The 23,287-nt window shown below is 59.7% G+C and carries 22 protein-coding genes; 14 read left to right on the top strand and 8 right to left on the bottom strand.

The genetic code is table 11. The annotated features are described in order from the left end of the window. Positions 1-48: 48 nt before the first annotated feature. The 7 genes from QF043_RS18635 to QF043_RS18605 all read left to right on the top strand — a co-directional run bounded on the left by QF043_RS18635 (position 49) and on the right by QF043_RS18605 (position 6,354). Complete coding sequence (locus QF043_RS18635; RefSeq protein ID WP_307419716.1) at positions 49-693, top strand: ABATE domain-containing protein; 645 nt, start codon at positions 49-51, stop codon at positions 691-693. A 90-nt stretch (positions 694-783) separates the two neighbouring features. Beyond that, positions 784-1,284 (top strand): sigma-70 family RNA polymerase sigma factor, encoded by a 501-nt coding sequence (locus QF043_RS18630; protein WP_307419715.1) that lies wholly within the window; start codon positions 784-786, stop codon positions 1,282-1,284. 32 nt (positions 1,285-1,316) lie between these two features. Beyond that, entirely contained in the window at positions 1,317-2,267 is a 951-nt protein-coding gene (locus QF043_RS18625) for a FecR family protein (protein WP_307419714.1), read from the top strand. Positions 2,268-2,364: 97 nt separating this feature from the next. Further along, positions 2,365-4,770, top strand: a complete 2,406-nt coding sequence (locus QF043_RS18620; RefSeq protein ID WP_307419713.1) for a TonB-dependent receptor — start codon at positions 2,365-2,367, stop codon at positions 4,768-4,770. A 179-nt stretch (positions 4,771-4,949) separates the two neighbouring features. Continuing rightward, positions 4,950-5,276 (top strand): type III secretion protein, encoded by a 327-nt coding sequence (locus tag QF043_RS18615; RefSeq protein WP_307419712.1) that lies wholly within the window; start codon positions 4,950-4,952, stop codon positions 5,274-5,276. 165 nt (positions 5,277-5,441) lie between these two features. Then, entirely contained in the window at positions 5,442-5,804 is a 363-nt protein-coding gene (locus tag QF043_RS18610) for a hypothetical protein (RefSeq protein ID WP_307419711.1), read from the top strand. A gap of 1 nt (position 5,805) precedes the next feature. After that, the gene (locus QF043_RS18605) at positions 5,806-6,354 is read left to right on the top strand and encodes a type III secretion effector protein (RefSeq protein ID WP_307419710.1); all 549 of its coding nucleotides are present in this window, start codon (positions 5,806-5,808) and stop codon (positions 6,352-6,354) included. A gap of 25 nt (positions 6,355-6,379) precedes the next feature. Here the strand turns inward: QF043_RS18605 and QF043_RS18600 are convergent, their stop codons facing one another. Beyond that, positions 6,380-7,531 (bottom strand): MFS transporter, encoded by a 1,152-nt coding sequence (locus tag QF043_RS18600; protein ID WP_307419709.1) that lies wholly within the window; start codon positions 7,529-7,531, stop codon positions 6,380-6,382. Between the two features lie 356 nt (positions 7,532-7,887). On the opposite strand from QF043_RS18600, the gene QF043_RS18595 reads away from it, so the two are divergent. From QF043_RS18595 to QF043_RS18575, 5 genes are all read left to right on the top strand, one after another. Then, positions 7,888-8,874, top strand: coding sequence for a diaminopimelate epimerase (locus QF043_RS18595; RefSeq protein WP_307419707.1), 987 nt, complete (start codon positions 7,888-7,890; stop codon positions 8,872-8,874). Positions 8,875-9,176: 302 nt separating this feature from the next. Next, positions 9,177-11,192: a type VI secretion system tip protein TssI/VgrG gene (gene tssI, locus QF043_RS18590; RefSeq protein WP_373460785.1), complete on the top strand. Its 2,016-nt coding sequence runs from the start codon at positions 9,177-9,179 to the stop codon at positions 11,190-11,192. After that, on the top strand, positions 11,192-12,016 hold the full coding sequence (locus QF043_RS18585) for a DUF4123 domain-containing protein (protein WP_307419706.1): 825 nt from the start codon (positions 11,192-11,194) through the stop codon (positions 12,014-12,016). The genes tssI and QF043_RS18585 overlap by 1 nt, the downstream gene beginning before the upstream one ends. Further along, the gene (locus QF043_RS18580; RefSeq protein ID WP_307419705.1) at positions 12,009-12,794 is read left to right on the top strand and encodes a hypothetical protein; all 786 of its coding nucleotides are present in this window, start codon (positions 12,009-12,011) and stop codon (positions 12,792-12,794) included. The genes QF043_RS18585 and QF043_RS18580 overlap by 8 nt, the downstream gene beginning before the upstream one ends. Before the next feature lie 14 nt (positions 12,795-12,808). After that, entirely contained in the window at positions 12,809-14,965 is a 2,157-nt protein-coding gene (locus QF043_RS18575) for a lipase family protein (RefSeq protein ID WP_307419704.1), read from the top strand. A 25-nt stretch (positions 14,966-14,990) separates the two neighbouring features. On the opposite strand, the gene codA is transcribed toward QF043_RS18575, so the two are convergent. From codA to queD, 7 genes are all read right to left on the bottom strand, one after another. Then, entirely contained in the window at positions 14,991-16,226 is a 1,236-nt protein-coding gene (gene codA / locus QF043_RS18570) for a cytosine deaminase (RefSeq protein WP_307419703.1), read from the bottom strand. A 98-nt stretch (positions 16,227-16,324) separates the two neighbouring features. Next, positions 16,325-17,593, bottom strand: a complete 1,269-nt coding sequence (codB, locus tag QF043_RS18565) for a cytosine permease (protein WP_307419702.1) — start codon at positions 17,591-17,593, stop codon at positions 16,325-16,327. Between the two features lie 139 nt (positions 17,594-17,732). Further along, positions 17,733-18,356 (bottom strand): NUDIX hydrolase, encoded by a 624-nt coding sequence (locus QF043_RS18560; protein ID WP_307419701.1) that lies wholly within the window; start codon positions 18,354-18,356, stop codon positions 17,733-17,735. 9 nt (positions 18,357-18,365) lie between these two features. Beyond that, positions 18,366-18,806, bottom strand: a complete 441-nt coding sequence (locus QF043_RS18555; RefSeq protein WP_307419700.1) for a GNAT family N-acetyltransferase — start codon at positions 18,804-18,806, stop codon at positions 18,366-18,368. 25 nt (positions 18,807-18,831) lie between these two features. Then, on the bottom strand, positions 18,832-19,029 hold the full coding sequence (locus QF043_RS18550) for a helix-turn-helix transcriptional regulator (RefSeq protein WP_307419699.1): 198 nt from the start codon (positions 19,027-19,029) through the stop codon (positions 18,832-18,834). Further along, the gene (locus tag QF043_RS18545) at positions 19,026-19,400 is read right to left on the bottom strand and encodes a hypothetical protein (protein ID WP_307419698.1); all 375 of its coding nucleotides are present in this window, start codon (positions 19,398-19,400) and stop codon (positions 19,026-19,028) included. The genes QF043_RS18550 and QF043_RS18545 overlap by 4 nt, the downstream gene beginning before the upstream one ends. 126 nt (positions 19,401-19,526) lie before the next feature. Then, positions 19,527-19,883 (bottom strand): 6-carboxytetrahydropterin synthase QueD, encoded by a 357-nt coding sequence (queD, locus tag QF043_RS18540; protein ID WP_307419697.1) that lies wholly within the window; start codon positions 19,881-19,883, stop codon positions 19,527-19,529. 342 nt (positions 19,884-20,225) lie between these two features. On the opposite strand from queD, the gene QF043_RS18535 reads away from it, so the two are divergent. After that, on the top strand, positions 20,226-21,626 hold the full coding sequence (locus QF043_RS18535; RefSeq protein ID WP_307419696.1) for an SGNH/GDSL hydrolase family protein: 1,401 nt from the start codon (positions 20,226-20,228) through the stop codon (positions 21,624-21,626). Positions 21,627-21,682: 56 nt separating this feature from the next. After that, positions 21,683-23,275 carry an SGNH/GDSL hydrolase family protein gene (locus QF043_RS18530; protein ID WP_307419695.1) on the top strand — a complete coding sequence of 531 codons (1,593 nt, stop codon included), beginning with the start codon at positions 21,683-21,685 and terminating at the stop codon, positions 23,273-23,275. The last annotated feature ends 12 nt before the right edge of the window (positions 23,276-23,287 follow it).

Here is a 23,287-nt window from a genome sequence, read left to right as displayed (position 1 = left end):
AGGTATTCTCTGCCAGGGCGGAGCATGCAGGTTCTTTCGGGAGTTGGAATGACACATTTCACGGGCACTGCAAAATCAATCCGGCTGATCGGCGGGGCCCGGGTATTGGACTTCATCAATACCACTAACGGTCGCAGGCCGCATTCCGCACTCAAGGTTCGGGAAGAACGACTCACCAGTTTCAAGTTCTTCATGGAGTGGGCATTACATGCCTCTTTGCTCTCTGAGCAGGAGTACGCTGACTACACACCTATGGTGGTTGACTCGGCTATTTCCTTCCAGCCAGACCTGGACGCCATCATTGCGTTCCGAGAGCTTCTGTACGGGGTTTTCCATACGCTGTCATTACGCCAGAGTGCCACCGATGAGGCATTACAGCAGATCAATCTGCACTACCAGCAGGGCACGGCGTGGCGGGTGTTGCGCTCCATCGATGGGGTGCCCGCGTGGGGCTGGCGCACCTGCAGCTCTGCGCAAGAGTTGACGTCGATGCTGATAGCGCGCCTGGCCACAGACGCGACGCAACTGCTGGTATCAAGCCAGCTTCACGCGTTGAGGAGCTGCAGCTGTACCGATTGCGATTGGATATTTCTCGACCTCTCCAAAAGCAAACAACGCAAATGGTGCCAGATGAGTGTGTGTGGCAGCCGAGAGAAGCTGAGCCGACTCAAACAGGCGGCCGGTCATCTTTAGTTGCAACGCAATACGGTGGGCGACGGGAAGCAATTGCTCCGCTTAATAGGAAACATTACTATTCACGCCCCGCCTTCCAGTGCTCACGCGATGATTCCTCAGCCGCCCCGCAGAACAGGCTTTTTCGAGCATTACGAAGAGTTGATCGGAACCTGGACACGCCGTCTGAGAAACCGTCAGCAGGCCGAAGACCTGGCGCACGACACTTTCGTGAAGGTGCTTGAGTCGCGTTCGAGCGACGTTGAGCAACCGCGCGCCTATCTGCATCAAACGGCGCGCAACATCGCGGTGGACGCATACCGCCGCGAAGACCGGCGAGAGGCGCTGGCGTTGGACGCCATTGATCAGCGTTCGCCCCACAGCGGCGACCCGGAGCATGTCATGCACGCGATCCAATTGGCCGACTCCATCGAGCGGGCCTTGGCCGAGTTGCCGCTTAACTGTCGCAAGATATTTATCTGGCAGAAAATCGAGGGCCTCACCCAGCAGGAAATCGCCGTACGCCTGGGCCTGTCTAAAAACATGGTGGAAAAGTATATGATCCGCACCTTGCGGCATCTGCGCGACCGCCTGGACGCCATGGCCCCATGAACTCTGCCCGTTTTGAAACAGGATCTTCCACGATGGATAGCCGTGCTCGCGACGAAGCCGCGCAATGGTTTGTACGCCTGCAAGACGCCGAGTTGAGCCCCGAAGAACAACGGCGTTTTGAGGCGTGGTGTGCCGAGCAGCCTGAGCATCAATACGAATTTGAAGTGCTGCAAGGCCTGTGGAGCGCCGCCGACCTTGTGCCCACGGTGCGTTTGCAAGCGCTGTGCGAGGCCCCCGTCGAACGCCCCAGACGTCACGCCATTGTGCGTTACGCCGTGGCTGCCAGTGTGGTAGCCATCGCCCTGGGGCTTGGCCTGTTCAGCGGGCTTGATCATCCCAAACCCTACAGCGCTGAGTTCAGCACGCGCTTGGGCGAGCATCGCCAAGTGGCATTGCCCGACGGTTCAGTGATGGACCTGAACAGCCGCAGCGTGGTGGCGGTGCACTATGAAAAGGGCCGACGCGGCGTAGACCTCAAACAGGGCGAAGCCATGTTCAGCGTCGAGCACGACGCCAGCCGCCCGTTTGTCGTGGCCGCCGGGGCGGGGCAGGTCACGGTCACCGGCACGCGTTTTGATGTGCGCCGCGATGACGACCAGACCCGCGTGGTGGTCGAGGCCGGCACGGTCAAGGTGCGGGGGCGAGCGTCGGATCAAGTCGTGATGCTCACGGCAGGGCTCGGCACCCATGTCGATTCTGCCGGGCAAGTCGTTACGGCGTATGCGGTGAATGCCGATGAACTGACAGCCTGGCGCACGGGCAAGTTGGTGTTCAACAACGCCACCCTCGGCGAAGTGGCGCGGGAAGTATCGCGCTATCGCGAGCAGCCGTTGCGGGTCAACACGGCGGCGGTGAGCAATCTGCGGCTGACCAGCGTGTTCAAATCCAGCGACACGGACGCGCTGCTCAAAGCGCTGCCGCATATCCTTCCAGTGGCCGTACGCGCCTTGCCGGACGGCAGCCAGGAAATTATTTCACGCTGACATTCAGGTTTTTTTCGAGTTCTTCGTCTTCTTCTGCAACTGCAACTGGTTTGCATTAACAGCCGCACACTCTTGCGATCACAGGACTAGGTTCGACGTGAAAAAACTTGTCGTGAACAACAATAAATTCTCCCGCTGGGCGCCCCTGGCGCTGGCGCTTGCCGTCAGTTCCGCGCTGCCTGCAGCCTATGCGGCCGACGGCATCCATATTCGCTCCCAACCGCTGGGCGCTGCGTTGAGTCAACTCGGCCAGCAGACTTCCCTGCAAGTGTTCTTCAGCCCTGACATGGTCGCGGGCAAACAAGCGCCTGCAGTGGACGGCAACCTGTCGCCCGAACAGGCCCTGCGCCAATTGCTCCAGGGCAGCGGCCTGGATTACCAGATCGATGCCGGTTCCGTGACCCTTCGCCCACTGCGCGGCGGCACGGGTGAAACCGGTTCGCCGCTGGAGCTGGGCGTCACGGATATCAAAGTGGTCGGCGACTGGCTGGGCGATGCCAATGCCCAAGTGGTGCAGAACCATCCGGGCGCACGTACCGTGATCCGCCGTGAAGCCATGGTGGAGCAGGGGGCGATGAATATCAGTGATGTGCTGCGCCGCGTCCCTGGCGTGCAGGTGCAAGAGGCCAACGGCACCGGTGGCAGCGATATTTCCCTCAACGTCGGCGTGCGTGGCCTGACCTCACGTCTGTCACCACGCTCCACCGTATTGATTGACGGCGTACCGGCGGCGTTCGCCCCGTATGGGCAGCCGCAACTGTCGATGGCGCCGATTTCTGCCGGTAACCTGGACAGCATCGACGTGGTACGCGGCGCCGGTTCCGTGCGTTATGGGCCGCAGAACGTGGGGGGCGTGATCAACTTCGTGACCCGCGCTATTCCGGAGCAACCCTCGGGTGAAGTCGGCACCACCCTGGAAACCTCCGCCCACGGCGGCTGGAAACACGTCGACAATGCTTTTGTCGGCGGTACCGCCGATAACGGCATGGGTGTGGCCTTGCTGTATACCGGGGTGAATGGCAACGGCTACCGCAACAGCAATAACGGCAACGACATCGACGACGTGATCCTCAAGACCCACTGGGCGCCGACCGATCAAGATGATTTCTCGCTGAACCTCCACTATTACAATGCCAATGCCGATATGCCCGGCGGCCTGACCCAGAAGCAGTTTGACGCCAACCCGTATCAATCGGTACGTGATTGGGACAATTTCAGCGGCCGTCGCAAGGACGTATCCTTCAAGTACATCCGCCAGATCGACGACCGTACCCAGGCCGAAGTGCTGACCTATTACATCGACAGCTTCCGTGGCAGCAACATCGCCAACCGCGACCTCAAGACCATCGGTTCCTACCCGCGCAGCTACTACACCTTCGGCATCGAGCCACGGGTGTCCCATGTGTTTGACGTGGGCCCGAGCACCCAGGAAGTCAGCGTCGGTTATCGCTACCTCAAAGAAGGCATGCATGAACAGGCCAGCAGCCTCAATCTTGTCAACAACGTGCCGACGCCGGGCGGGCAAAATGATGGGCATGTTTACCAGGATCGCACCGGCGGTACCGTGGCCAACGCGTTTTATATCGACAACAAGATCGATATCGGCAAGTGGACCGTCACGCCGGGCATTCGCTTCGAAAACATAGAAACCAACTGGCATGACCGCCCGGTGGTCGCCTTGAACGGTGTGCGCACCGTGGAAAAAAATCGCAAGATCAATAGTAACGAGCCGTTGCCGGCGTTGAGCGTGATGTACCACATTTCCGATGCCTGGAAAGTCTTCGCCAACTACGAAACCTCCTTCGGCAGCCTGCAGTACGCGCAGATCGGGCAGGGCGGTCGCGTCAACCAGACGGCCGACGGCCTGAACCCGGAAAAGGCCAAGACCTACGAAATCGGCACACGCTATAACGACAGCGTCTGGGGCGGCGAAGTGACGCTGTTCTATATCGATTTCTCGGATGAGCTGCAATATGTGAGCAACGACGTGGGTTGGACCAACCTCGGTGCCACCAAGCACCAGGGTATCGAAACCTCGGCTCACTATGACCTGTCGAACCTGGACCCACGTCTGGACGGTTTGACTGCCAACGCGGGCTTCACCTACACCAAGGCTACCGCCGAGGGTGATGTGCCGTTCAAGGGCCGCGACCTGCCGCTCTACTCCCGTGAAGTGGTGACGGCGGGCCTGCGCTACGACATCAACCACTGGACCCATAACCTGGACGTCTATGCCCAGTCCGGTCAACGTGCGCCGGGTACCGGCACCACCTACATCACCCAGGGTACCGCCGACGGCCAGTACGGCGATATCCCCGGTTATGTCTCGGTCAACGTGCGCAGTGGGTATGACTTCGGTGCGCAACTGTCGAACCTGAAACTGGGTGTGGGCGTGAAGAACCTCTTCGACCAGCAGCACTACACGCGCTCCAGTGACAACAATGCCGGGTTGTACCTCGGTCAGCCGCGTACGTTCTTCGTGCAGGCCAGCGTTGGTTTCTGATCGGTGGTGTGTAAGAAAAATCGCAGCTCAAGGGCGGCGATTTTTTTTGCTTTTTTTCCATGTACTGACCGAGCTGCCTGAGCCTTGTCAGGAACTGTTTGCGCGCATTCGCCACACACGTTGTAACCAGCGACGTTGATCGTACTGGTCGTTTTCAGACGCCGAGCCAGGAGCCAGACATGACTTCACCTTCGTTTCAATCCGGCCCGACCGAGGGCCGGTGCACCGTTAATGGCTGGCGTGGGGATGCGCGCTCGACATCGCCAAGCGAGGAGGGCAACAGCATGGCCCTGTCAACGGTGTACGCCGCCGAAACGCTGCGCATGAAAGCGTTCGTGGGGCAGCAAAAATTCCAGGCGCCCGTTGCAGATGATTTTGCCCGCGGGCTGCTTGCGCCAGAGCCTGCCAACCGTCCTGACACTGACTGTTTGAGGCAACCCACTTTCCGTTGGGCCGCGCTGCTCAATAGCCTCACCGCCAGGTGGCGAGGGCAAACACCTGGGTGATCCAGTGTTACATGCTGTTATTGGGATTCTCCTGCCACCCGGAACTATCGCGTGGCGCTAACCACATATCGGTTGCTTGTTACCCAGAGGGTGAATCGATGATTCGGGGCCCCCTGGTACTGACTTTCAGGCAAGCACGGATCTGCAAAAGGCGAGAGATGAAGCATGAAGATTGAGGGTGCATTACTGCGCGCGCAGCCAATCGGCGTGGGCGGGCCAGAGGTATGTCGGGTTTTATCGCCCCGCGTTTTTCATTCGCCCGGCGATGAGCCATTTGCAACGCGAGATTTGCCGTCGCAGCGGCCCATGCTGTGGCGTGGAGGCTTGTCTTCGTTGCGCCAGCAGGCCCTGCAAAATGCGCCCACGGCTCGCGCCAACACCACGCCGCCGGGTCCGAACTCCACCGATAGCCAACTGGCGGGCGAGTTGGAGAAACACTTTGGCGAGCTGCACGGGTTTTTAAAGGAAGGCCGTTTGACGCAGGCATCGTTGCGCCAGATCGCAGCTCAAACCTTGAGTGGAGAGTAAGGTGCGCGACCGTATGATCCTGCTGGTCAGGGAAATTCTCAACCGCCCGCTGCTGAACGACGCGATCATCGACGGTGCGGGGTACATCACCCGTGACAGCCTGAACGCAGCCGCTGCGGCGTTGCTGGGTAACAGCTCCCCTGCCGCCTTCAGCCAGGACCCTTTTCATGATCAGGGCAACGCCGAGGTCGTAAAGGCTTTGCAAGGCTATTTCAAACAATTGCGGGATATAGCCAAAGATCGCACGGTATTTTTTGAAACGTTTGAATACCTGGAAATAACCCAACTCAAAACCGTGATGAGTGACCCTGACGACCTCGATTCTCAAGGCCGACCGCTGTTGGAGCCCGCGACCGGGCTACCGAGGAAAAAGTACAGTGAACACTGCGTCTACACCGCCAAGAACATCATTGAGCGCCCAGGCCTGCTGCGTTCGCTGGAACGTGCCAACAACATGCGTTTGCTGGGGCGCCCCAGGCACGAGGGCTGGCTTTGCAACAAAAGCCTGGAACGCTGGCTGGAACAATACGAAGCCTACAAAGCCAGATAACCCCTGGCTTTGTAGGTTGAGCGTTTTACACCTTGAGAATTTTACCACTGATGGCCACCCCGGCCAGCAGCAGCGCAATCAGCACAAAGGCCGTGCTCACGCTGCTGCCGTGGGCGATAAACCCGATAACTGCAGGCCCGGCGAGAATACCGGCATACCCCAGCGTGGTGATGGCCGGTACGGCGATATGTTCCGGCATGACCTTTTGTTTACCGACGGCGGTGTACAGCACCGGCACGATATTCGAGCAGCCGGCACCCACCAGGGCATACCCCAGCAGCCCCGTTTCCCAGGCTGGCAATAACGTGGCGAGCAACATGCCGGCAGTGGCCAGCGCGCCGCCGATGACGATCACGCGGGTGGCGCCCAGGCGGCGGACAATCGAATCACCGGTCAGGCGCCCTGCGGTCATGGTCAAGGCAAACGCCGCGTAACCCAGGCCGGCGTAGGCTTCATCAAGACCGCGTTCTGCACTGAGGAACACCGCGCTCCAATCCAGCACGGCGCCTTCGGCCAGGAACACGATGAAACACAGGCAGCCGATAAACAACACCACACCGTGTGGCACGGCAAATGCCGGGCCAGAGCTTTCGCTGCCGTAGGGCAGCAGATGAGGCCCGGCCTTTAGCAACGCAAGCGCCATGATGACGATCACCACCAGGGTCGCCTGCAACGGCGACAAGCCCAGCCCCAGTAACCCGGCAACCCCCGCTGCGCCGACGATGCCGCCAAGGCTGAACAAACCGTGGAAGCCCGACATCATGGTTTTGCCGCTGGCGCGTTCAACGATGACGGCCTGCAGGTTGACGGTCGAATCCACAGTGCCCAGGCCCGCTCCAAACAGGAACAGCCCGGCTATCAGCAAGGGGATCGAACTGACCGTGGCGAGCATCGGCAGTGCCAGGCAGATCATGATCGTGCCGGCCGTCAGTACCCGTCGGCAGCCGAAGCGAGAGGCCAGTGCACCCGCCATCGGCATCGCGATGATCGATCCGACGCCCAGGCACAACAGCAACAGGCCCAGCGTGCCTTCATTCAGATTGGCGCGCGCCTTGGCGTAAGGCACCAGCGGCGCCCAGGCTGCGATACCGAAGCCGGCGATGAAAAAGGCGATACGAGTCGACATTTGTTCCAACCGCCCTGGAACCACGGACGCTGGGGTGGGGATGGCAGTCATGAAAAATCCTTGGTTTTGCGTTCAACAAACGATGTCCGGCGCGACATCCTTGCACATCAGGCCCTGTCGAGCGAGCCGGGTTCCCTTCACGCGAGCGCCTGACACCCAGGTGCGGGTTTATTGCTACAGGAGCGGAACCTCCTCGACGGTGGCGACCACACAGAGGCTATCGGATTCTTCGGCGGTGGTCTGGAAGGTGCGTAATCCGCGTGAGAACGGATGAACCCCAGGTTTTTGCGTTGGATTACCACCTTCCAGTCCACTGCCCACTGCGCAGCCTTTCTGTAATACGCTGCTGCCAAGTGTGTGAGCAACCGGAGAAATACGCCGATGAATACTCTTGTGAAGGCATCGCTATGACGCTGTTCTATGACGCGCGGGGCAATATTTACGGTGTGGTCAGCCCCGCCTATCTACGCAGCAAGGGCATTGCAGTGCCCGAATCTGCCGACCTGGCTGCCAGCACTCGAAAAGAATGGACAGCCTCAGCGATCGCGTCGGAGTGTGAGTGGGGCACGTTGCCGCGTGCGGGCAATGCCAAGGCGCACCGCTGCGATGGTTTGCTGGTGGGGCCGTTCCAGTCCGCGCCGCCGTTTGACGTGTTGATCGTCAATACCGATGGCACGCTCGCCGAACGCAGTGGTAACGGGTTGACGATTTTTTCCCAGGCGCTGACGGATCAAGGTTTGATGGCCCAGGGGTGTGAGTTGCACGTGCATCACGACAAGCACGATGCAGCCTCGCCGGTGGTGACCTATTCGCAGCCGGCGACCTTTGAACAGGTTGCTGGTTTCTGGTTGGCCTTGGGGCAACCGGAGTTCGGGCCAGCAGCGGTAGCCGCCACCGGTGTTGACGCCGTAACGCTGGGGCAAGGTGATTTCAGCCATGTGGCTGCACTGGCGGCGATCGACCCGCAATGGGCTGTTAGCCAGTTTGTCCGTGTGGGCAATCCTCATTGTGTGACGCTCGTCGAGCATGTAGAGGCCTTGCCGGACAATCAGTCGATGCACCAGCCCGCACTGTTTGAGCCGTTACGGGCCATTGCCTTTGCGCCGCCAGGCGGGCGCGGCCAACCTTGTTCGGCTGGGGTCAACCTGCAATGGGCCGTACATTCTTCAGGCAATCAGGTCATCGCACGGGTGTTTGAGCGAGGAGAAGGACCTACCGCGTCCTCGGGTACCAGCGCCAGTGCAGTTGCCTGTGCCGCATGGCGCGCGGGTTGGGTTGACGCCGGCGAGGTGGCCGTGGTCATGCCGGGTGGCACAGTGCCGGTGCATTTACAGTGCGAGGCCGAAACGCTGCTGAGCGTCAGTCTGTTCGGGACTGCATGGGTGCAAGCCTAAAGTAGTAGAAGTGGCTGATATCTTGAATACGTGTCAGCCGTTTCTTTATCGTTTAGTTGTATGGTTAGGGTTGGTGTAAGAAGTTTCTTGTTGTTGACCGCTATTTAATTCTGCGAATTTATTATTTTGTAAAAGACGCGTCCTACCACGTTGTGCGAAACGTCTTTTTTATTTTTAAAGGGTCAAATTCCGCCTGAAGTCGCTAAGATTTATTGGGTTCAGGCGCTTTTTCCCGGCAGTTCAATCAATGCCCGATGGGGGGAGGCCTTTCAGTCAAATAATTGATGACGGGTAACTTAGGGATGGTTGAAATATCTGCCGCGCCACGTTTCAAGTTGATACTTCCAGAAATAAACAATGACTTTCAGGTACTCGCTTTCAAAGGCCGAGAAGTCCTTGATCAGCCTTACTTCATTACCGTGCATTTAGTCAGCGAAAATCCCTCTCTGGATCTGGAGGCGTTGCTTCACCAGCCGGCTTACCTTGACTTTGGCGAATCCGATGCGGGGCTGCATGGGCACATCTACGCTATCGGCCGTGAGGGGCCCGGCGTTCGGCTCACTCGCTATCGTCTCACCCTGGCACCACGCCTGGCGTGCCTTGCCCATCGACACAACCAGCGGATCTTCCAACAACGCAGTGTGCCGCAGATTATTGCGGCGGTCCTTGAGCACCACGGCATTCTGGCGGACGCCTATGCCTTCGAACTGGGCCCCGTGGCCTACCCACCCCGTTCGTTCTGCGTTCAGTACGCGGAAACCGACCTGCACTTTATCCAGCGGTTGTGCGAGGAGGAGGGTATTCACTACCACTTTCGCCATGACCCGAATAATCACGTGCTGGTGTTTGGTGATGACCAGACGGTGTTTCGGCGCCTGGCTGCACAGCGATTTTGTTCGACGCACGAGCTGACCCAAACGAGAGCTGTCCGGCAGTTCGGCGTGCGTCTGGAGACCCGTACCCAGCTGACGGTGCGCCGTGATCATGACTTCGAGCATCCGTCGCTGCGCCTGGAAGACAAGGCCGGGCCGGCATCGACGCAGCGCCTTGAGGACTACCATTACCCGGCTGGTTTCAGCGACCATGCGCGAGGTCGGCAATTGGCGCACAGGGGCCTGGAGCGGCATCGGCGCGACCGCCAGCGTGCCGTGGGTAAAAGTGATCAACCGGTGCTGGGCAGCGGCCATTTTCTTGAGCTGTGTGACCACCCGGACCCCACCTGCAACGACCTGTGGTTGCTCACGTCGGTGCATCACGAGGGGTATCAACCGCAGGTGCTGGAGGAAGCGACGCCTGTGGCGGGCACATTCCATGGCTATCGCAACCGGTTTAGCGCAACCCCCTGGCGCGCCGTGCATCGGCCCTCCCTCAGACACCCGAAACCGACCCTCAATGGCAGCCAAACCGCCATCGTGACGGGGCCAGCAGGCGAGGAGGTGCACTGCGACGCCTACGGCCGAGTGAAGGTACGTTTTCATTGGGACCGCCTCGACCCCACGGATGACAACAGCAGTTGCTGGGTACGGGTAGCATCCGGTTGGGCGGGTGATGGCTTCGGCGCCATGCTGATTCCGCGGGTGGGCATGGAGGTGCTGGTAACCTTTCTGGAAGGTGACCCGGACCAGCCATTGATCAACGGCTGCCTGCCCAATGCGTTGCACAGGCCGGCTTACCCTTTGCCGCAACACAAGACACGCAGCGTGTTGCGCAGCCGCAGTGTTCCGGGGGGCAGGGGGACCAACGAACTGCACCTCGAGGACCGCCACGGCGAGGAACTCATCTATCTGCGCGCCCAACGGGACCTGGAACAGCAGGTCGGCCATGACAGTCGCCTTGAGGTGGCGGGAGAGCGGCGGGAAATCATCCGCGGTTTAAGCACGGTTCACTTGGAAAGTGGCGAGCAGCGACACATCACCGGAGACCGCACTGTCATGCTTGGCACGAACGATCGGCTGGAGGTGCAGGGAGACAGCCAGACGCATATCGGTCAGTCCTTGGTTATCCAGGCCGGGCAGCAAATCGTCCTCAAGGCCGGCGCCAGCCTGGTCATCGATGCGGGCGCACAATTGAGCCTCAAGGCTGGGGGCGAGCACCTGATTATCCAGGCGGGCGGCATTTTCAGCAGCCGGCCTGTCACCGTTGGCGGCTTGCCGCCCCTCACTCTGTCAGCGAACCCACTATCGGCCATGAATGCGCCGAACCTTTCGATGGCTCAAAGCACCCTTCTGGACGAGGCCCGGCAGTTGGGCGCGGACTTCTGCCCGGTGTGCGATGCGTGTCGTGAAGGCCAGTGCACGCTCATGCGGAGGGCAGCCTGATGCCAAGTGAGCCAGGCCAGTGGATGGCTGAACAACAGCAGGCGGGGCGCCGACTGTGCTTGATCCTTGATGGTCACCACGACGCATGTCAGCAGCTGTTGGCGGTGCGCCACCTGTCACAGTATTGCTGCCTGTACGCTGAAACCGCCCTGGCCGAGTTGGCAGCGGCGGGCCCGGTGATTCTGCTGCTGGAGCAGGCGGACGAACCTGCGCTGGTTGACCTGCTGCAGCACCCCGAAGCGAACTGGGGCTGGTTGGGCAGCCTGCCCGGCGATGATCTGGCTGGTGTGGTTCGGCATTGGCGCGAACGTCTGCTGGTAGGGCGCCAGGGAAGCCAGGCCCTGTATCGCTTTCACGATAATCGTACCTTGGCACGTGCTTTGACCCATTTGCAGGGCGAGCACTGGCCAGTGTTTCTCGGCCCACTGATCAGTGTGTGCTATTGGCACCAAGGCCGTTGGTGTCAGGGTGACAATCCAACGCCTGGTGAGTATCCGGTGCCTGTGCCTGCGCCCTGGCTGAACACGCCCAACCCTCAGGCCGAAGTGATCCTGCACGCCAATATCCTGCGTTATCTATTGACTGAACACAGCGAAAAGCTCGCCGGTTTGGTTGAGTTTCAAGACCCTAGAATCTGGCTGGCGCAGGTTCTGGAGCAAGCTCGTGCCTGGCAATGGCGAGGCCCCCAGCAGCTCGAATTCCTGGTGGTACGCCGGTTGGAGGAGGCGACGCAAGGCAGCACGATGCGGTGGCAGCCGATAGAGGGCGAGGCGCCAGCGGAACATTTTGAGCGGGTGCTACGGGAGTGGCAAAAGCATGAATAGGTGGACGCGCAGCGTTTTGATAACGCTCGGTGCTGGATGGCTCTCGGGTTGTGCGCTGGCACCGCCGGCTGAGCGTTTTACGCTGGAGGTGGATTTGCCGGCGCAATTTCGATTTATCGGTGCGGCCAACTACCGTCCCGCCAGGTATGAGCTCTGTACCCTGCCGCAGCGTCGAGGCAAAAGGCCTGAACGCAAGATCTTTATTGCCGATTACAAACCCGTGGCTGAACGAGTGAGCTATGAGTTCCCGCTGACTGAAACCATTGAGGGGTGCCCTACGGTGTTGCGTAGCGTGGAGTTCACTCTTTATGCGAAGTGGGGTGAGCGATATAGCGATGTCGATGGGGATTCCGCAGGGATCTTTTTCGCCGATCCCGTTGAGTCTGAACGTGTCGCAGGCATGCCGAACTCAGGGGTCCAGGAATTCGCTGGGCAATGTATGTGGTTTTTTCGCACGGTGGGTCCCTTGCATGCGATCACGAAACTGTTGGAATGCAGAGCGTTGAACACGGTGGGGCAAAGGGAAGAAAAGCTAGCGGGTGGTGTAGTACAGAGAGAGCTGCTCCCAGGCAAAAAAATAAGGCTGACGCTGAGCGTTACAGACGAGGAGGCTCCCGCTTTTCAGGACACGTGGCTAGCTGTACCGGGGGGATGGAAACGCTGTCGGGGTAAAAGCTTTGAAGACCTGTCCGGATACTGTGGCAGTAACACCACGGACTTTAAACCGATAAAAATGCCGGATGGACGTATCTGTGATGTTTATCCGACGTGCAATTAACAGGGAGTTGATTCATGAGCCAGGAAGCATGGAAGCAATCGTTTTTCAGTAGCAAGATGCCTGCTTGCCCGTTGAAAGGGCATTGGGCAAGCGTTTGCCTGGTGGATGAAACAGGCAGCGGCAAGGCTTATGGCGGGCTGGTCTACACAATCCAGGACACTACAGGGCGCCGTTATAACGGAAGGTTGAATGGAGAGGGATACGCCAAGGTGGAAGGGTTTTATTGCGGCCCTGTGATTCTTTCTTTGGACACGCAATATTCAGGCGACGAAGAGCCATATTCCAAATTGAGAAAGCGCAAGACTTACCCGTTGCCTATCACCGAACTTCAAGCCCGCGCCGAACACACCCGATTTTCAGCGGCTGATGGCCAACGTATCGAGGGCAACCCTGCACAACACCAGGCCGACCGGTTTTATCAAGTTGAGGTGCGCGATCTGGTACGCCATATTGCCCACCTGCCGCCGTTTGCCTTCCGAACCTATCACCCCCCAAGGCATGCGCTGAAAATGATGGCCGAACTGGGGTTTGGTCCACCGCAGCCCGCATTGTCAGGCGTCGTGTTGTTCCCCAACCTGCACACGGTGTTGGAGGTACGGCCTTTGCGGGCCCTGCGCCCGATGTTGTCGACCGATGATCAGTTGTGTGCGTTGAACCTGTATCAATTGGCGTTGATGTCTACATTGAGTTACTGCGATTTTGGCCAGCAACCTCCAAAGCCGCCAGTGGAAAACGTCAGCTTCCCCCTGGATCCCAGCGCAGGCAATCTGTTCGCGGAAAAACTCTCGGGGTTTCAAGAAGCCTGGAAGGTCGATCGTGATCAGGCTCAGCGCTTCTTCCCGTTGTATGAAGAGGTTCCATACTCCCAGCGGTTTGAGATTTTGCCCTTCGATCCTGAGTTGTATCCACAGAATCGGCCGGAGCTTGGAGAGAAACAGGAACATCCCGCCAGCCTGCACTTTGTTGATGATGAAGCGTCCGGTACGGATACCCAGGCGTTTATCAGTCACCATAACGAAGTGATTCTGATCGCTGTACGCGGTACCGCCAGTGGTGCCGACGCTTTGCGAGACGCGAATGCCCACCAAGTGCCCTTTACCGAAGGTGTTGGCAAAGCCCATGAGGGCTTTTATCAGGCCTATCGAGCGATGCGTGACTTTGTTCTGCGCTACCTTCACCGATTTTACAGCGGACAGCGCATTGTGATTTGCGGCCACAGTCTGGGCGGTGCCATTGCACTGCTGTTGGCTGAAGGGCTACGCCGAGTTCCTGATCGTAAGTACAACATCCTCCTCTACACCTACGGCGCTCCCCGCGCCGCAGACTCCGAGTTCACCGACGGCGCCTCAGCCCTCATCCATCACCGCATCGTCAACCACAACGATCCGGTCCCCAGTGTCCCTGCCACGTGGATGAATACCACCGCCAAACTCTGGGTGCCGGGCGCCATCACGCTTTTTGCCGCGCCCGGTGCGGGTGGCCTGCTGTTCGCCGCCGGCCTTGTGCGTGTCGGCGGCAACCCTTACCAGCACCACGGCGAACAGCAGCACTTCATGCCTATCCAGCTACCGGACGGCACGCACTCCTCGGTGTTATGGGCGCCCGGTTGTGAGTCCATCCTCGAGGCCGGATGCAACCGGGTGCTGCAACTGCAAGGCGATATGCCCGAGCGTGCCAACCTGTTGAAACAACTGTTCCAGGCCAACCAGCACTTCATGACCGCCAGTTACATTCCAGCCGCGTGGGCCACTCTGCGTCGCTGGCAGCAAACCGTCGATAGCCAGGGGCCTATGATCACCGCCAGAGAGTTCGAGTTGATAGACCTGGCGCTCGACACAATGACGCAACAACTGCGCGACAAGAACCGCGAGCTCGAGCGTCGTCGCCCACCGAACCAACGCGATTATGGGCATGCGCATAACCAGGCGCTGAACGCTGAAGTCGACCGCTTGCGCAGCAGCCGACGTCGATTGGAGTCGTTGCGCTGGCGCCGTCTGGACCTGCGTGACGTGTATGGCAGCCACGCCGATTCCACCGGCCTGCAGCCCAGCGTTAAACGCTGGTTGCGTCACCCTGAAAACCGCAGGTTGGCGCAAATCGCCAGTATTCCTGTGCCGCTTAAGGACAGCGCCGGCCGGGTGCAGCCATTGGATATCGATTCAATCGTCTGACCCCGGTTACTTACGACCCCGTTGCTTACAAAAACTCCACCTGTGCCGGCCTGCGTTGCATCAGCACCTTGCCATTGCGGATCGAATACAACGGCAGGCCCTGGCTGCGGATCACCTCGTAGTCACTGTCTGCCGAAAGGATCAGCAGGTTGGCCGGGCGACCGGGTTCAAGGCCGTACCGGTCACCCAGGGCCATGGCTTTGGCGCTGTTGTCGGTGACCAGGTCCAGGGCGCTTTGCAGGTTGCGGTAACCCAGCATGTGGCAGATATGCAGACCGGCTTCCAGCACGCGCAGGATGTTGCCGTTGCCCAGCGGGTACCAGGGGTCGACGATGGAGTCCTGGCCGAAGCAGACATTCATGCCGGCCTCGAGCAGTTCATTGACGCGGGTGACGCCTCGGCGTTTCGGGAAACTGTCGAAGCGCCCCTGCAGGTGGATGCTTTCGGTAGGGCAGGAGACGAAGCTGATGCCCGAGTGCCCCAGCAGGCGAAACAGTTTGGCGCAATAGGCATTGTCATAGGAGCCCATCGCCGTGGTGTGGCTGGCGGTGACGCGCGCGCCCATGCCGCGGCTGCGGGCCTCTTCGGCGAGCACTTCGAGAAAGCGCGAGTGCGGGTCATCGGTTTCGTCGCAGTGCACGTCCACCAGGCAGCCGGTGCGTTCGGCCAGGTCCATCAGGAACTTCACCGAACTCACCCCTTGGTCGCGGGTGTATTCGAAGTGCGGGATGCCACCGACTACATCAGCGCCCAGGCGAATGGCTTCCTGCATCAGCTCGCGGCCATTGCGGTAAGACTCGATGCCTTCCTGCGGGAAGGCGACGATTTGCAGGTCGATCAGGTGGGTGCTTTCTTCGCGCACCTCCAACATGGCTTTGAGCGCGGTGAGGTCTGGGTCGGTGACATCGACATGGGTGCGCACATGCTGGATGCCATGGGCGGCCAGGGCCTGGATGGTTTTCTTGGCGCGAGCCTTGGTGTCTTCCTGGGTGATGGTGGCTTTGCGCTCGCCCCAGCACTCGATGCCCTCGAACAGGGTACCGCTCATGTTCCAGCGTGGCTCGCCGGCGGTCAGGGTCGCGTCGAGATGGATATGTGGCTCCACGAAGGGCGGTATCACCAGGTTGCCGGCGGCGTCGAGGTCACCGGCCATTAATGTGGGGGCCACGGTTTGTGTGGTAATGCGGGCGATCCGGCCGTGTTCCAGGTGCAGATCATGCAGGCCTTCACGGTTGCGCAGGCGGGCATTGATGATATGCATGGGCAAGTTCCTCTTGGCTTTGGATAATCAGGCAGGCAGCCGCCAGGTCATCAGGGTTATCAGCCACAAGGTTACCATCCTCATGGCAGCAGTCGGGTTCATGCCTGCACGTCAGTCAACGGTGCGCGCACGCGCAGGGCTGCGGTGAGTGCGATGTAGGCCAAGGACGCGGCCACAATCCCCACCAATGGCGCCACCCACGGTGAGTGAAACGCCAGCACGGTGCCCACGGCATACGCCGCCAGCCCCGGCCAATTGAACGCCGGCAGGCGTGCATCGGCCAGGCGCGGGTACTGGCCGCGATAGCGGTAGAAGAAGTCCGCCATGATGACTCCGCCAATCGGCGGGATCACGGTGCCCAGCAGAATCAGATAAGGCACCAGCAGGTCGTACATGCCAAGCAATGCCAGCAGCGTGCCGATCACTGCGCCGGCCAGGGTCACGGTTTTGCGCCGCCGGGTTCGCAGCAGGTTGCAGCCGGCCACGGCGAAATTGTAGAGGGTGTTGTCCTGGGTGCTCCAGATGTTGAGCAGCAACATGGCCATCGCCGCCATGGCGAAACCTTGCAGCAGCAGTACCTCGACCACATCGGGCTGCTGATAGACGATGGCACCATAGGCACCGATTAACACCATCAAGCCATTGCCGATAAAAAAGCCGATCAGGCTGGCCAGCACCGCGACCTTGGCCGAGCGAGAAAAACGCGTCCAGTTGGTCGCCTGGGTGGCGCCGCTGACAAAGGTGCCGAATACCAGTGTGATGGCGGTGGACACGTCCAGTTCCGCCGTCGGCACCACGGCCAGCAAGCCCTCCAGGCCGCCGACTTTGACGGTGGCGACCCACATCGACAGCAACAGCAGGATGCCCATGGCCGGCACCGCGATATAAGACAGAATCTCCAGCCCGCGATAGCCCACATAGGCGGTGGCGCAGAACAGCAGGCCAAACAGCACCATCAATGCCAGCACCGTGCCTTGGTTCAATTCGAAATATTTGCCCAGCACCACGGCGGCGGTGGCGGTGCCCCAGGCGTACCAGCCGATCTGGGTGAAGCCGAGGATCAGGTCGCTGAGTTTGCTGCCCACTTCGCCAAAGCAGAAGCGCCCCATCAGGACCGAATTCAAGCCGCTCTTGAACGCGATATAGCCCAGGCCTGCGGCGTAGATACCCAGCAACAGGTTACCCAAAGCCACGACACCGAGCATGTCGGTAAAACTGAACGCCACGCCCAGCTTGCCGCCGGCGAACATGGTCGCGGTAAAGAAGGTGAAGCCCAGCAACACCATGGCGGTGGACGCAAGGCCCTTGCGCGCATGCATCGGCACTTCGCTGAGGGGGTAATCGTTACCCGGTTCTTGCTGCGTCATGGCCTTGCTCCCTGGATGACTGACGCCGTGCTGTTGCACTGCGCGTGCCAAACCGGCAGCGCGGCGTATTTGTCGCCAGGCCCAATGTCGAGCGCGCCCAGGAAGGCACGAAAGCAGTGCAGCGGTGAGACAAAGTGGATCAGTCGAACAGCGTCTGGGTGGTCTCGCCACGATGAAACGCAAACGCTGCTTCAAGATCGCTTTCGATGGTGCGTCCACGGGACAGCGGGGGCAGCTCGTCGAGGGTAAAAAAGCCCACTTCAGTGGTTTCAAAGCCGGCCACTGGCGCCAGTTGGTCGACGCGCTCGCACAGGAAATACAGCTTGTAGAAGTCCCGCACATCCGGGCGATACAAGCCCTTGGCCTTGTGCGTGACGCTGTACAGCGCGCGTGCCGTGACGCTTAGCCCGGCTTCCTCGCGGATCTCCTTGACGATGTTTTCCGCTGCCGACAGGCCGATATCGGCATAGCCACCGGGCAGCGCCCAGCAGCCGTCGGTCAATTCGCGCACCAGCAGAATCCGGTCGCCGTCGATCACCGCGCCACGTACGTCAATCATTGGGGTTGAATAGCGCTTGGCAAAATCCGGCACCAGCCCGGTGATGCGCGCAAGCGGCACATCCGCCAGTTGCGCGAGCATGCTGTGGGCAATCTCGGCAATTTCCTCAAGGCGCTCGCGTTCGAAGTCGTCGGTGCAAAAATGCAGCCCCGTGGACGCCAGTGCCTGTAAGCGTTTGGCCTGGGCCAGCCAGAGGTTTTCCATGGGATGCTCCTATAGATGTTTGATCATATAGACGCGGCGCAGGCCGTGTTCCTCGGCGCAATGGGTGCGCACATAGCCACGGCGACTGTACAGCGCGAGGTTCTCGGTCATCACCTCATTGGTGTACAGACGGATAGCACTGTAGCCGGCATCGAGGGCCTGCTGTTCGGCAAAATCCATCAGTTGTCGCTCAAAACCAAGGCCCTGGGCGTGTGGGGCCACGGCGAGGTTATCCAACAGCAAGGCCGTGTCGGTGTGCATCAGGATAACAAAGCCCTGAACCTGCCCGGCGTGGTCGAGCACATGCACGCCCCCGTCTTCGACCCGCTGCGGGTAGTCCTCCAGCATTGGCCCGGGCTTTCGGCCGATGCGCTCGATGTAGGGCGTATAGGCAGCCTGGACGATGGCCTCGATAGCGGCACTATCATCGGCAGTGGCGGGGCGTATCAATTCAGCGTGCTCCTGTCATAAAGGCTCAATCCACTGGCGCTTCGAAGATCGCCTCGATGGGCCGTTCGAACACCTTGGCGATCTTGAACGCCAGTGGCAAGCTCGGGTCGTAGCGGCCGGTCTCGATGGCGTTGATGGTCTGGCGCGATACGCCCAGGCGCTGCGCCAGATCGGCCTGGGACCAACCCAGTTCGGCGCGCAACGGGCGCAGCTGATTATTCATTGATAGCGCCTTGTGCCAATGATCGTGGCCACACACCAGACGCCGCCCATGATCGGCCATACCATAAAGGCCGACAGGCGCGGCAGGCCTGCGGTTTCCAGGAAACCGTAGCTGAAAGTGGTGAGGGCGGTGCACACAAACGCCACGGCGAGCGCTTCCAACTGAATCTTGCGGCCCAACTCATCCATGCTGTTCAGCCTGCGAATGATTGACACCGCCATCGCGATCATTGGAATAACCGGCAGCAATGCCAAGGCGATTTTGGCGGCGCCGTCAGGCATGGCGCGTACAGATGAGCTGGAAATTACTACGCAGGCAACGTACAGCAGCAGAGTGGCTATAAATTCCACGAGGAAGCGTTTGGTCGACATGACTCTCTCCATGAGTAAAGGGTGCTTTACACTAGGCGTTCAGGTTTTTCATGTCAAGCACGCTTTACATTGGCATTGGCCAGGCATAAAAAAACCACCCGCAGGTGGTTTTGAACACTCAACCGCTTACTCGCCGCGATAGATGCAACCGCTGGTGCAGGTCTCATGGATGCGAATTGCGCTGAGATCCGGCAACAGGGGCTTAAGTTCGGTCCAGATCCACTTGGCCAGCACTTCGCTGGTCGGATTCTCCAGGCCCGGGATGTCATTGAGGTAGTTATGGTCGAGGAGTTCGTACAGCGGCTTGAAAATCGCCTTGATTTCCGAGAAATCGCGGATCCAGCCGGTATGGGGATCCAGGTCGCCGCTCAGGTGGATTGCCACCTTGAACGAATGCCCGTGCAGACGCCCGCATTTGTGGCCTTCCGGTACGTGGGGCAGGCGGTGGGCGGACTCGAAGGTAAACTCTTTGAAGATTTCCACGGTGTGACCTGTAGGGCTTGTGTTGCGTGGGTTTGAGGTGATTGCCGGTTTCTGGTGCAGAGATGGCGCGTATTCTAACCTGTTTTGTGAATCTGCCCCGCCTGATCGCCGATAAACCCTCTGGCGGTTTTTGCCGCTGCTTTACACGGACGACGACAACGGCCCACCCGCCGCCGCATACTACCAACTGTTTCAAGGCCCGCCACTGCGCGGGTTTTTTTTGCCTCGGGGAACACCATGGCTTTTAACACCCAAACACCTGTCGAACCGAATGGATCGAGCGATCATTCAGACCTTACCTGGCGTGCAAGGTTGGCCAAGGCTCTGAAGAGGTGGGCCGGCATGAAGGCGACGCAGGTTGTTCACCCCGCAGGCACTGAGCAGCGACGGGCCTGCAGCGATGTCGAGAGGCTTTCCAGCCTGGGTAATCTGGATCGGCTCAATGCCGCTGTTTTCGAAGGCAGCGTACGCATTGCCTTTGCTGGCGATTCGATTGTCGAGGGCGACCGCGACGGCCTGTATGACAATTCGGTTGTCGCAACGCTCATGCGCGCCTTGCGCGAGCAGAACCCTGGCATCGCCTTCGTAGCGGGTAACTTCAGCCTTTCAGGCCGTGGTATCGGAGCACTGGCAACCGAGAGCTATGTGGGGCAACCCTACCCGGAAGACCTGGCTACCGGGTTTTATCGCCCGGATGGCAGCCCGGTGACTGACCAGTGGCCGGGCGGATCGGTTGTCGGCAAGTCGTGGATGGCGCACCTCAGGGACTTTGCCCCCGACTTTGTGATGGTCATGCACGGCGCCAACGATTTGTCTGGTTCAAGCCTGGCGAACACGACCGCGCTGAAGCATGTGCTCGACCTGATTCGCCATTTTCCCAAGGCGCCGTCTGTTGGCGTAGCCACCACGGCCTTGCCAGCCATTTCAGCGGGGTATCAGGAAGAGGCTCAAATCGCCGCCGATGGTGTGCGCGGCGTGGCTCGGGAACTGAACCTGACCCTGGTCGATATCAACCGGACGTTCAACCGGCTGCGCGCAGGTGTGGATGTCGAACACCTTGTCTACACGCGTGACGACAATTTCGCCGGCTACCCCGCGGGCTGGAATGTTGAGGCGCGCTCCACGTTTTCACTGGCCAATGCAAGTGGCGGCTCGTTAAGCGGTAACGGATCGGCGCTGCGTAACGTGCAGTCGCTGGACATCCTTATCAAGGCCACGTTCAGCTGCGCCAGTTGGTTCTCCACGACCTGTGCCCTGCATTATCGGTCGATGGGGTTGCCTGCACACCAATACAGCGCGCAAATCTCATCGGGCTCCCTGGTTCTTTATTGGGGGACAACCACCCTGGGCTTCAAGGCCATGGGTGCACTGGCATCCGGCTCAAAGGTGGTGTTGCAGGTGGATGTGCAAGGCGCGCTGCACAGGGTCTATGTCAACAACGTGCTGCAACTGGCGGTCTACGACTACCACCACCTGCGGCGCGGCAGCCACGGGGTGGCGATAATCGGCGGCACGGGAACCATCGCTGACTTTATCGTGCACACCGGTGACTACTGCGCAACTGAAGTGCCGCAACTGAGTGATCTCGAGCTGTACGGCGGCGATAACGTGGCGACTCACACGGGAGTGCCAGACGGCAACGGCATCAACCACCCCACCCGCTACGCCAATCGCGTGTGCTGGGCCGCGGCTTTCTCGGCGCTGGTGGATCACATCCGGGTGCAAAAAAGAGCAGGGCGGTGACGGTCGAAGGGGGAAGTCAGTAGAATTAGAGTTCTCTATTAGATTGGCGTCACGACGTGTCTGCTTCCCTTGCGCACCACAGCACCAAATTCCTGACTTTCTTGATTGCTTTGTTCCTCAGCGTCCCGCTGAACCTCTTTGGTTTAGGGGGGGACGTTTTTGCGGCGGATCCTGCTGGCGTGGTTGCACCCGCCCAAAGCGACGGGCAGATAAGCGCTAGCGCTATTGCTGCCAGCGCTCCGAGCCCCGTGCCCGACCAGGCCGTGCCGGATGAGGTGTCCACGCTGTCGAGCGTGGGCAATCTGGAGCGGCTGGATGCCGCCATTAAAGAGGGCGCGGTGAGAATCGCAGTGGTCGGCGACTCGATCTCCCAAGGCGATGTTGATGGGCAGTACGAAAACTCGGTGGTGGCCACCTTGATGCGCTCAGCCCGTGAGCAGAACCCCGATATTGCTTTCACATTTGGTAATTTCAGCCTGGCGGGGCGTGGGATGGGGATGTACTTCAACCCTAACTACAAGGGGGCGACGGCCGCCGCCGAAAACCCGCTCACGGGTTTCTTCAGAGAGCCCGGCAGCGAGGTGACGGGGCAATGGCCTGGCGGGTCGGTTGAGGGCAAGAGTTGGGCAGATCACGTCCGGGATTTTGCTCCGGACCTGGTGATTTACATGTTTGGTGCCAATGATCTTACGGGCAGCAGCAGTGTCAACGCCGACTACTATTTCAAGTCGCTTGATTACCAGAATACCTGGGCAAAAGTGCCGTCTACGGCAATTGCGCCGGCGGCGTTACCGTCCGTTGCGTTTGGCTATCAAGAGCAGGTTCAAGTGGCGGCTGACGCTGCGCGGGATGTTGCGAAAGTGCGCAATATTACGGTGCTGGACATTAACCGACTGTTCAATATTCACCGCGCTGCCATCGATGTCGATAAGTTGAGTTTTATTCGCGAGGATAACCTGGCGACGTATCCCGCCGGCTGGAACGCGGAACCCGGCACTACGTTTGCGGTATCGGGTTCGCCTGCGCAATCGACCCTGAAGGGGCAGGGCGCCACGATGCTGAACCGGGAGAGCCAGGATGTCAGTCTGTCGGCCACGTTCACCATGACCCATTGGGCTGGGCAAATCGGCGGCATTCGCTATCGGTCCATGGGTTCTGGCCTGAGTCAGTACACCGCGCAAGTGACGGCCAGCCAAGTGCTGCTTTATTGGGGTGGCACCCTTATTGGTCGTTCACCGGTTTACTCCGACATCCCGGATGGGACTTCGGTCAGCCTGAAAGTAACGGCGCGCGGGGCGAAGCACGACGTGTATTTAAATGGCATCAACGTTATTTCCACGTATGACTTCAACAACCTGCGCTTCGGTAAGGTCGGCTTGTTGGTGTCAGGCGCCGAGGGTGTTATCTCCGACTGGGTCGCGAATCTGGGCGTGCCTGAGGCGCGCGGTGTTCCAGATTTGAATGATGTTCAAATATATGGTCTCGGGGATTTCGCCACCAACCCCGGCAGCCAGGGTGGAAACATGATTAACCACCCTACCAAGCTTGCCAATGCGGTGATCTGGGGCGGGGCGCTGCGTCCCTTGTTGCAGCACATCCGGTCGCAGCCCAGGGGCGGCGTGCCCGCCTCGGCGCCAGTCAGCCACTGATAGCTGCGGGCC

It is taken from the genome of Pseudomonas sp. W3I7 (assembly GCF_030816095.1).
Lineage (GTDB): Bacteria > Pseudomonadota > Gammaproteobacteria > Pseudomonadales > Pseudomonadaceae > Aquipseudomonas > Aquipseudomonas salomonii.
This window is presented reverse-complemented; position numbering and strand designations above follow the sequence as displayed.

Coding starts and splice junctions, on each gene's coding strand:
- QF043_RS18580 (WP_307419705.1), top strand. CDS start 12,009: ATGAATAGGTGGACGCGCAGCGTTTTGATAACGCTCGGTGCTGGATGG.
- QF043_RS18560 (WP_307419701.1), bottom strand. CDS start 18,356: ATGGAAAACCTCTGGCTGGCCCAGGCCAAACGCTTACAGGCACTGGCG.
- QF043_RS18610 (WP_307419711.1), top strand. CDS start 5,442: ATGAAGATTGAGGGTGCATTACTGCGCGCGCAGCCAATCGGCGTGGGC.
- QF043_RS18585 (WP_307419706.1), top strand. CDS start 11,192: ATGCCAAGTGAGCCAGGCCAGTGGATGGCTGAACAACAGCAGGCGGGG.
- QF043_RS18625 (WP_307419714.1), top strand. CDS start 1,317: ATGGATAGCCGTGCTCGCGACGAAGCCGCGCAATGGTTTGTACGCCTG.
- QF043_RS18545 (WP_307419698.1), bottom strand. CDS start 19,400: ATGTCGACCAAACGCTTCCTCGTGGAATTTATAGCCACTCTGCTGCTG.
- codA (WP_307419703.1), bottom strand. CDS start 16,226: ATGCATATCATCAATGCCCGCCTGCGCAACCGTGAAGGCCTGCATGAT.
- codB (WP_307419702.1), bottom strand. CDS start 17,593: ATGACGCAGCAAGAACCGGGTAACGATTACCCCCTCAGCGAAGTGCCG.
- QF043_RS18535 (WP_307419696.1), top strand. CDS start 20,226: ATGAAGGCGACGCAGGTTGTTCACCCCGCAGGCACTGAGCAGCGACGG.
- QF043_RS18600 (WP_307419709.1), bottom strand. CDS start 7,531: ATGACTGCCATCCCCACCCCAGCGTCCGTGGTTCCAGGGCGGTTGGAA.
- QF043_RS18615 (WP_307419712.1), top strand. CDS start 4,950: ATGACTTCACCTTCGTTTCAATCCGGCCCGACCGAGGGCCGGTGCACC.
- QF043_RS18550 (WP_307419699.1), bottom strand. CDS start 19,029: ATGAATAATCAGCTGCGCCCGTTGCGCGCCGAACTGGGTTGGTCCCAG.
- QF043_RS18575 (WP_307419704.1), top strand. CDS start 12,809: ATGAGCCAGGAAGCATGGAAGCAATCGTTTTTCAGTAGCAAGATGCCT.
- QF043_RS18630 (WP_307419715.1), top strand. CDS start 784: ATGATTCCTCAGCCGCCCCGCAGAACAGGCTTTTTCGAGCATTACGAA.
- QF043_RS18635 (WP_307419716.1), top strand. CDS start 49: ATGACACATTTCACGGGCACTGCAAAATCAATCCGGCTGATCGGCGGG.
- QF043_RS18595 (WP_307419707.1), top strand. CDS start 7,888: ATGACGCTGTTCTATGACGCGCGGGGCAATATTTACGGTGTGGTCAGC.
- tssI (WP_373460785.1), top strand. CDS start 9,177: ATGGTTGAAATATCTGCCGCGCCACGTTTCAAGTTGATACTTCCAGAA.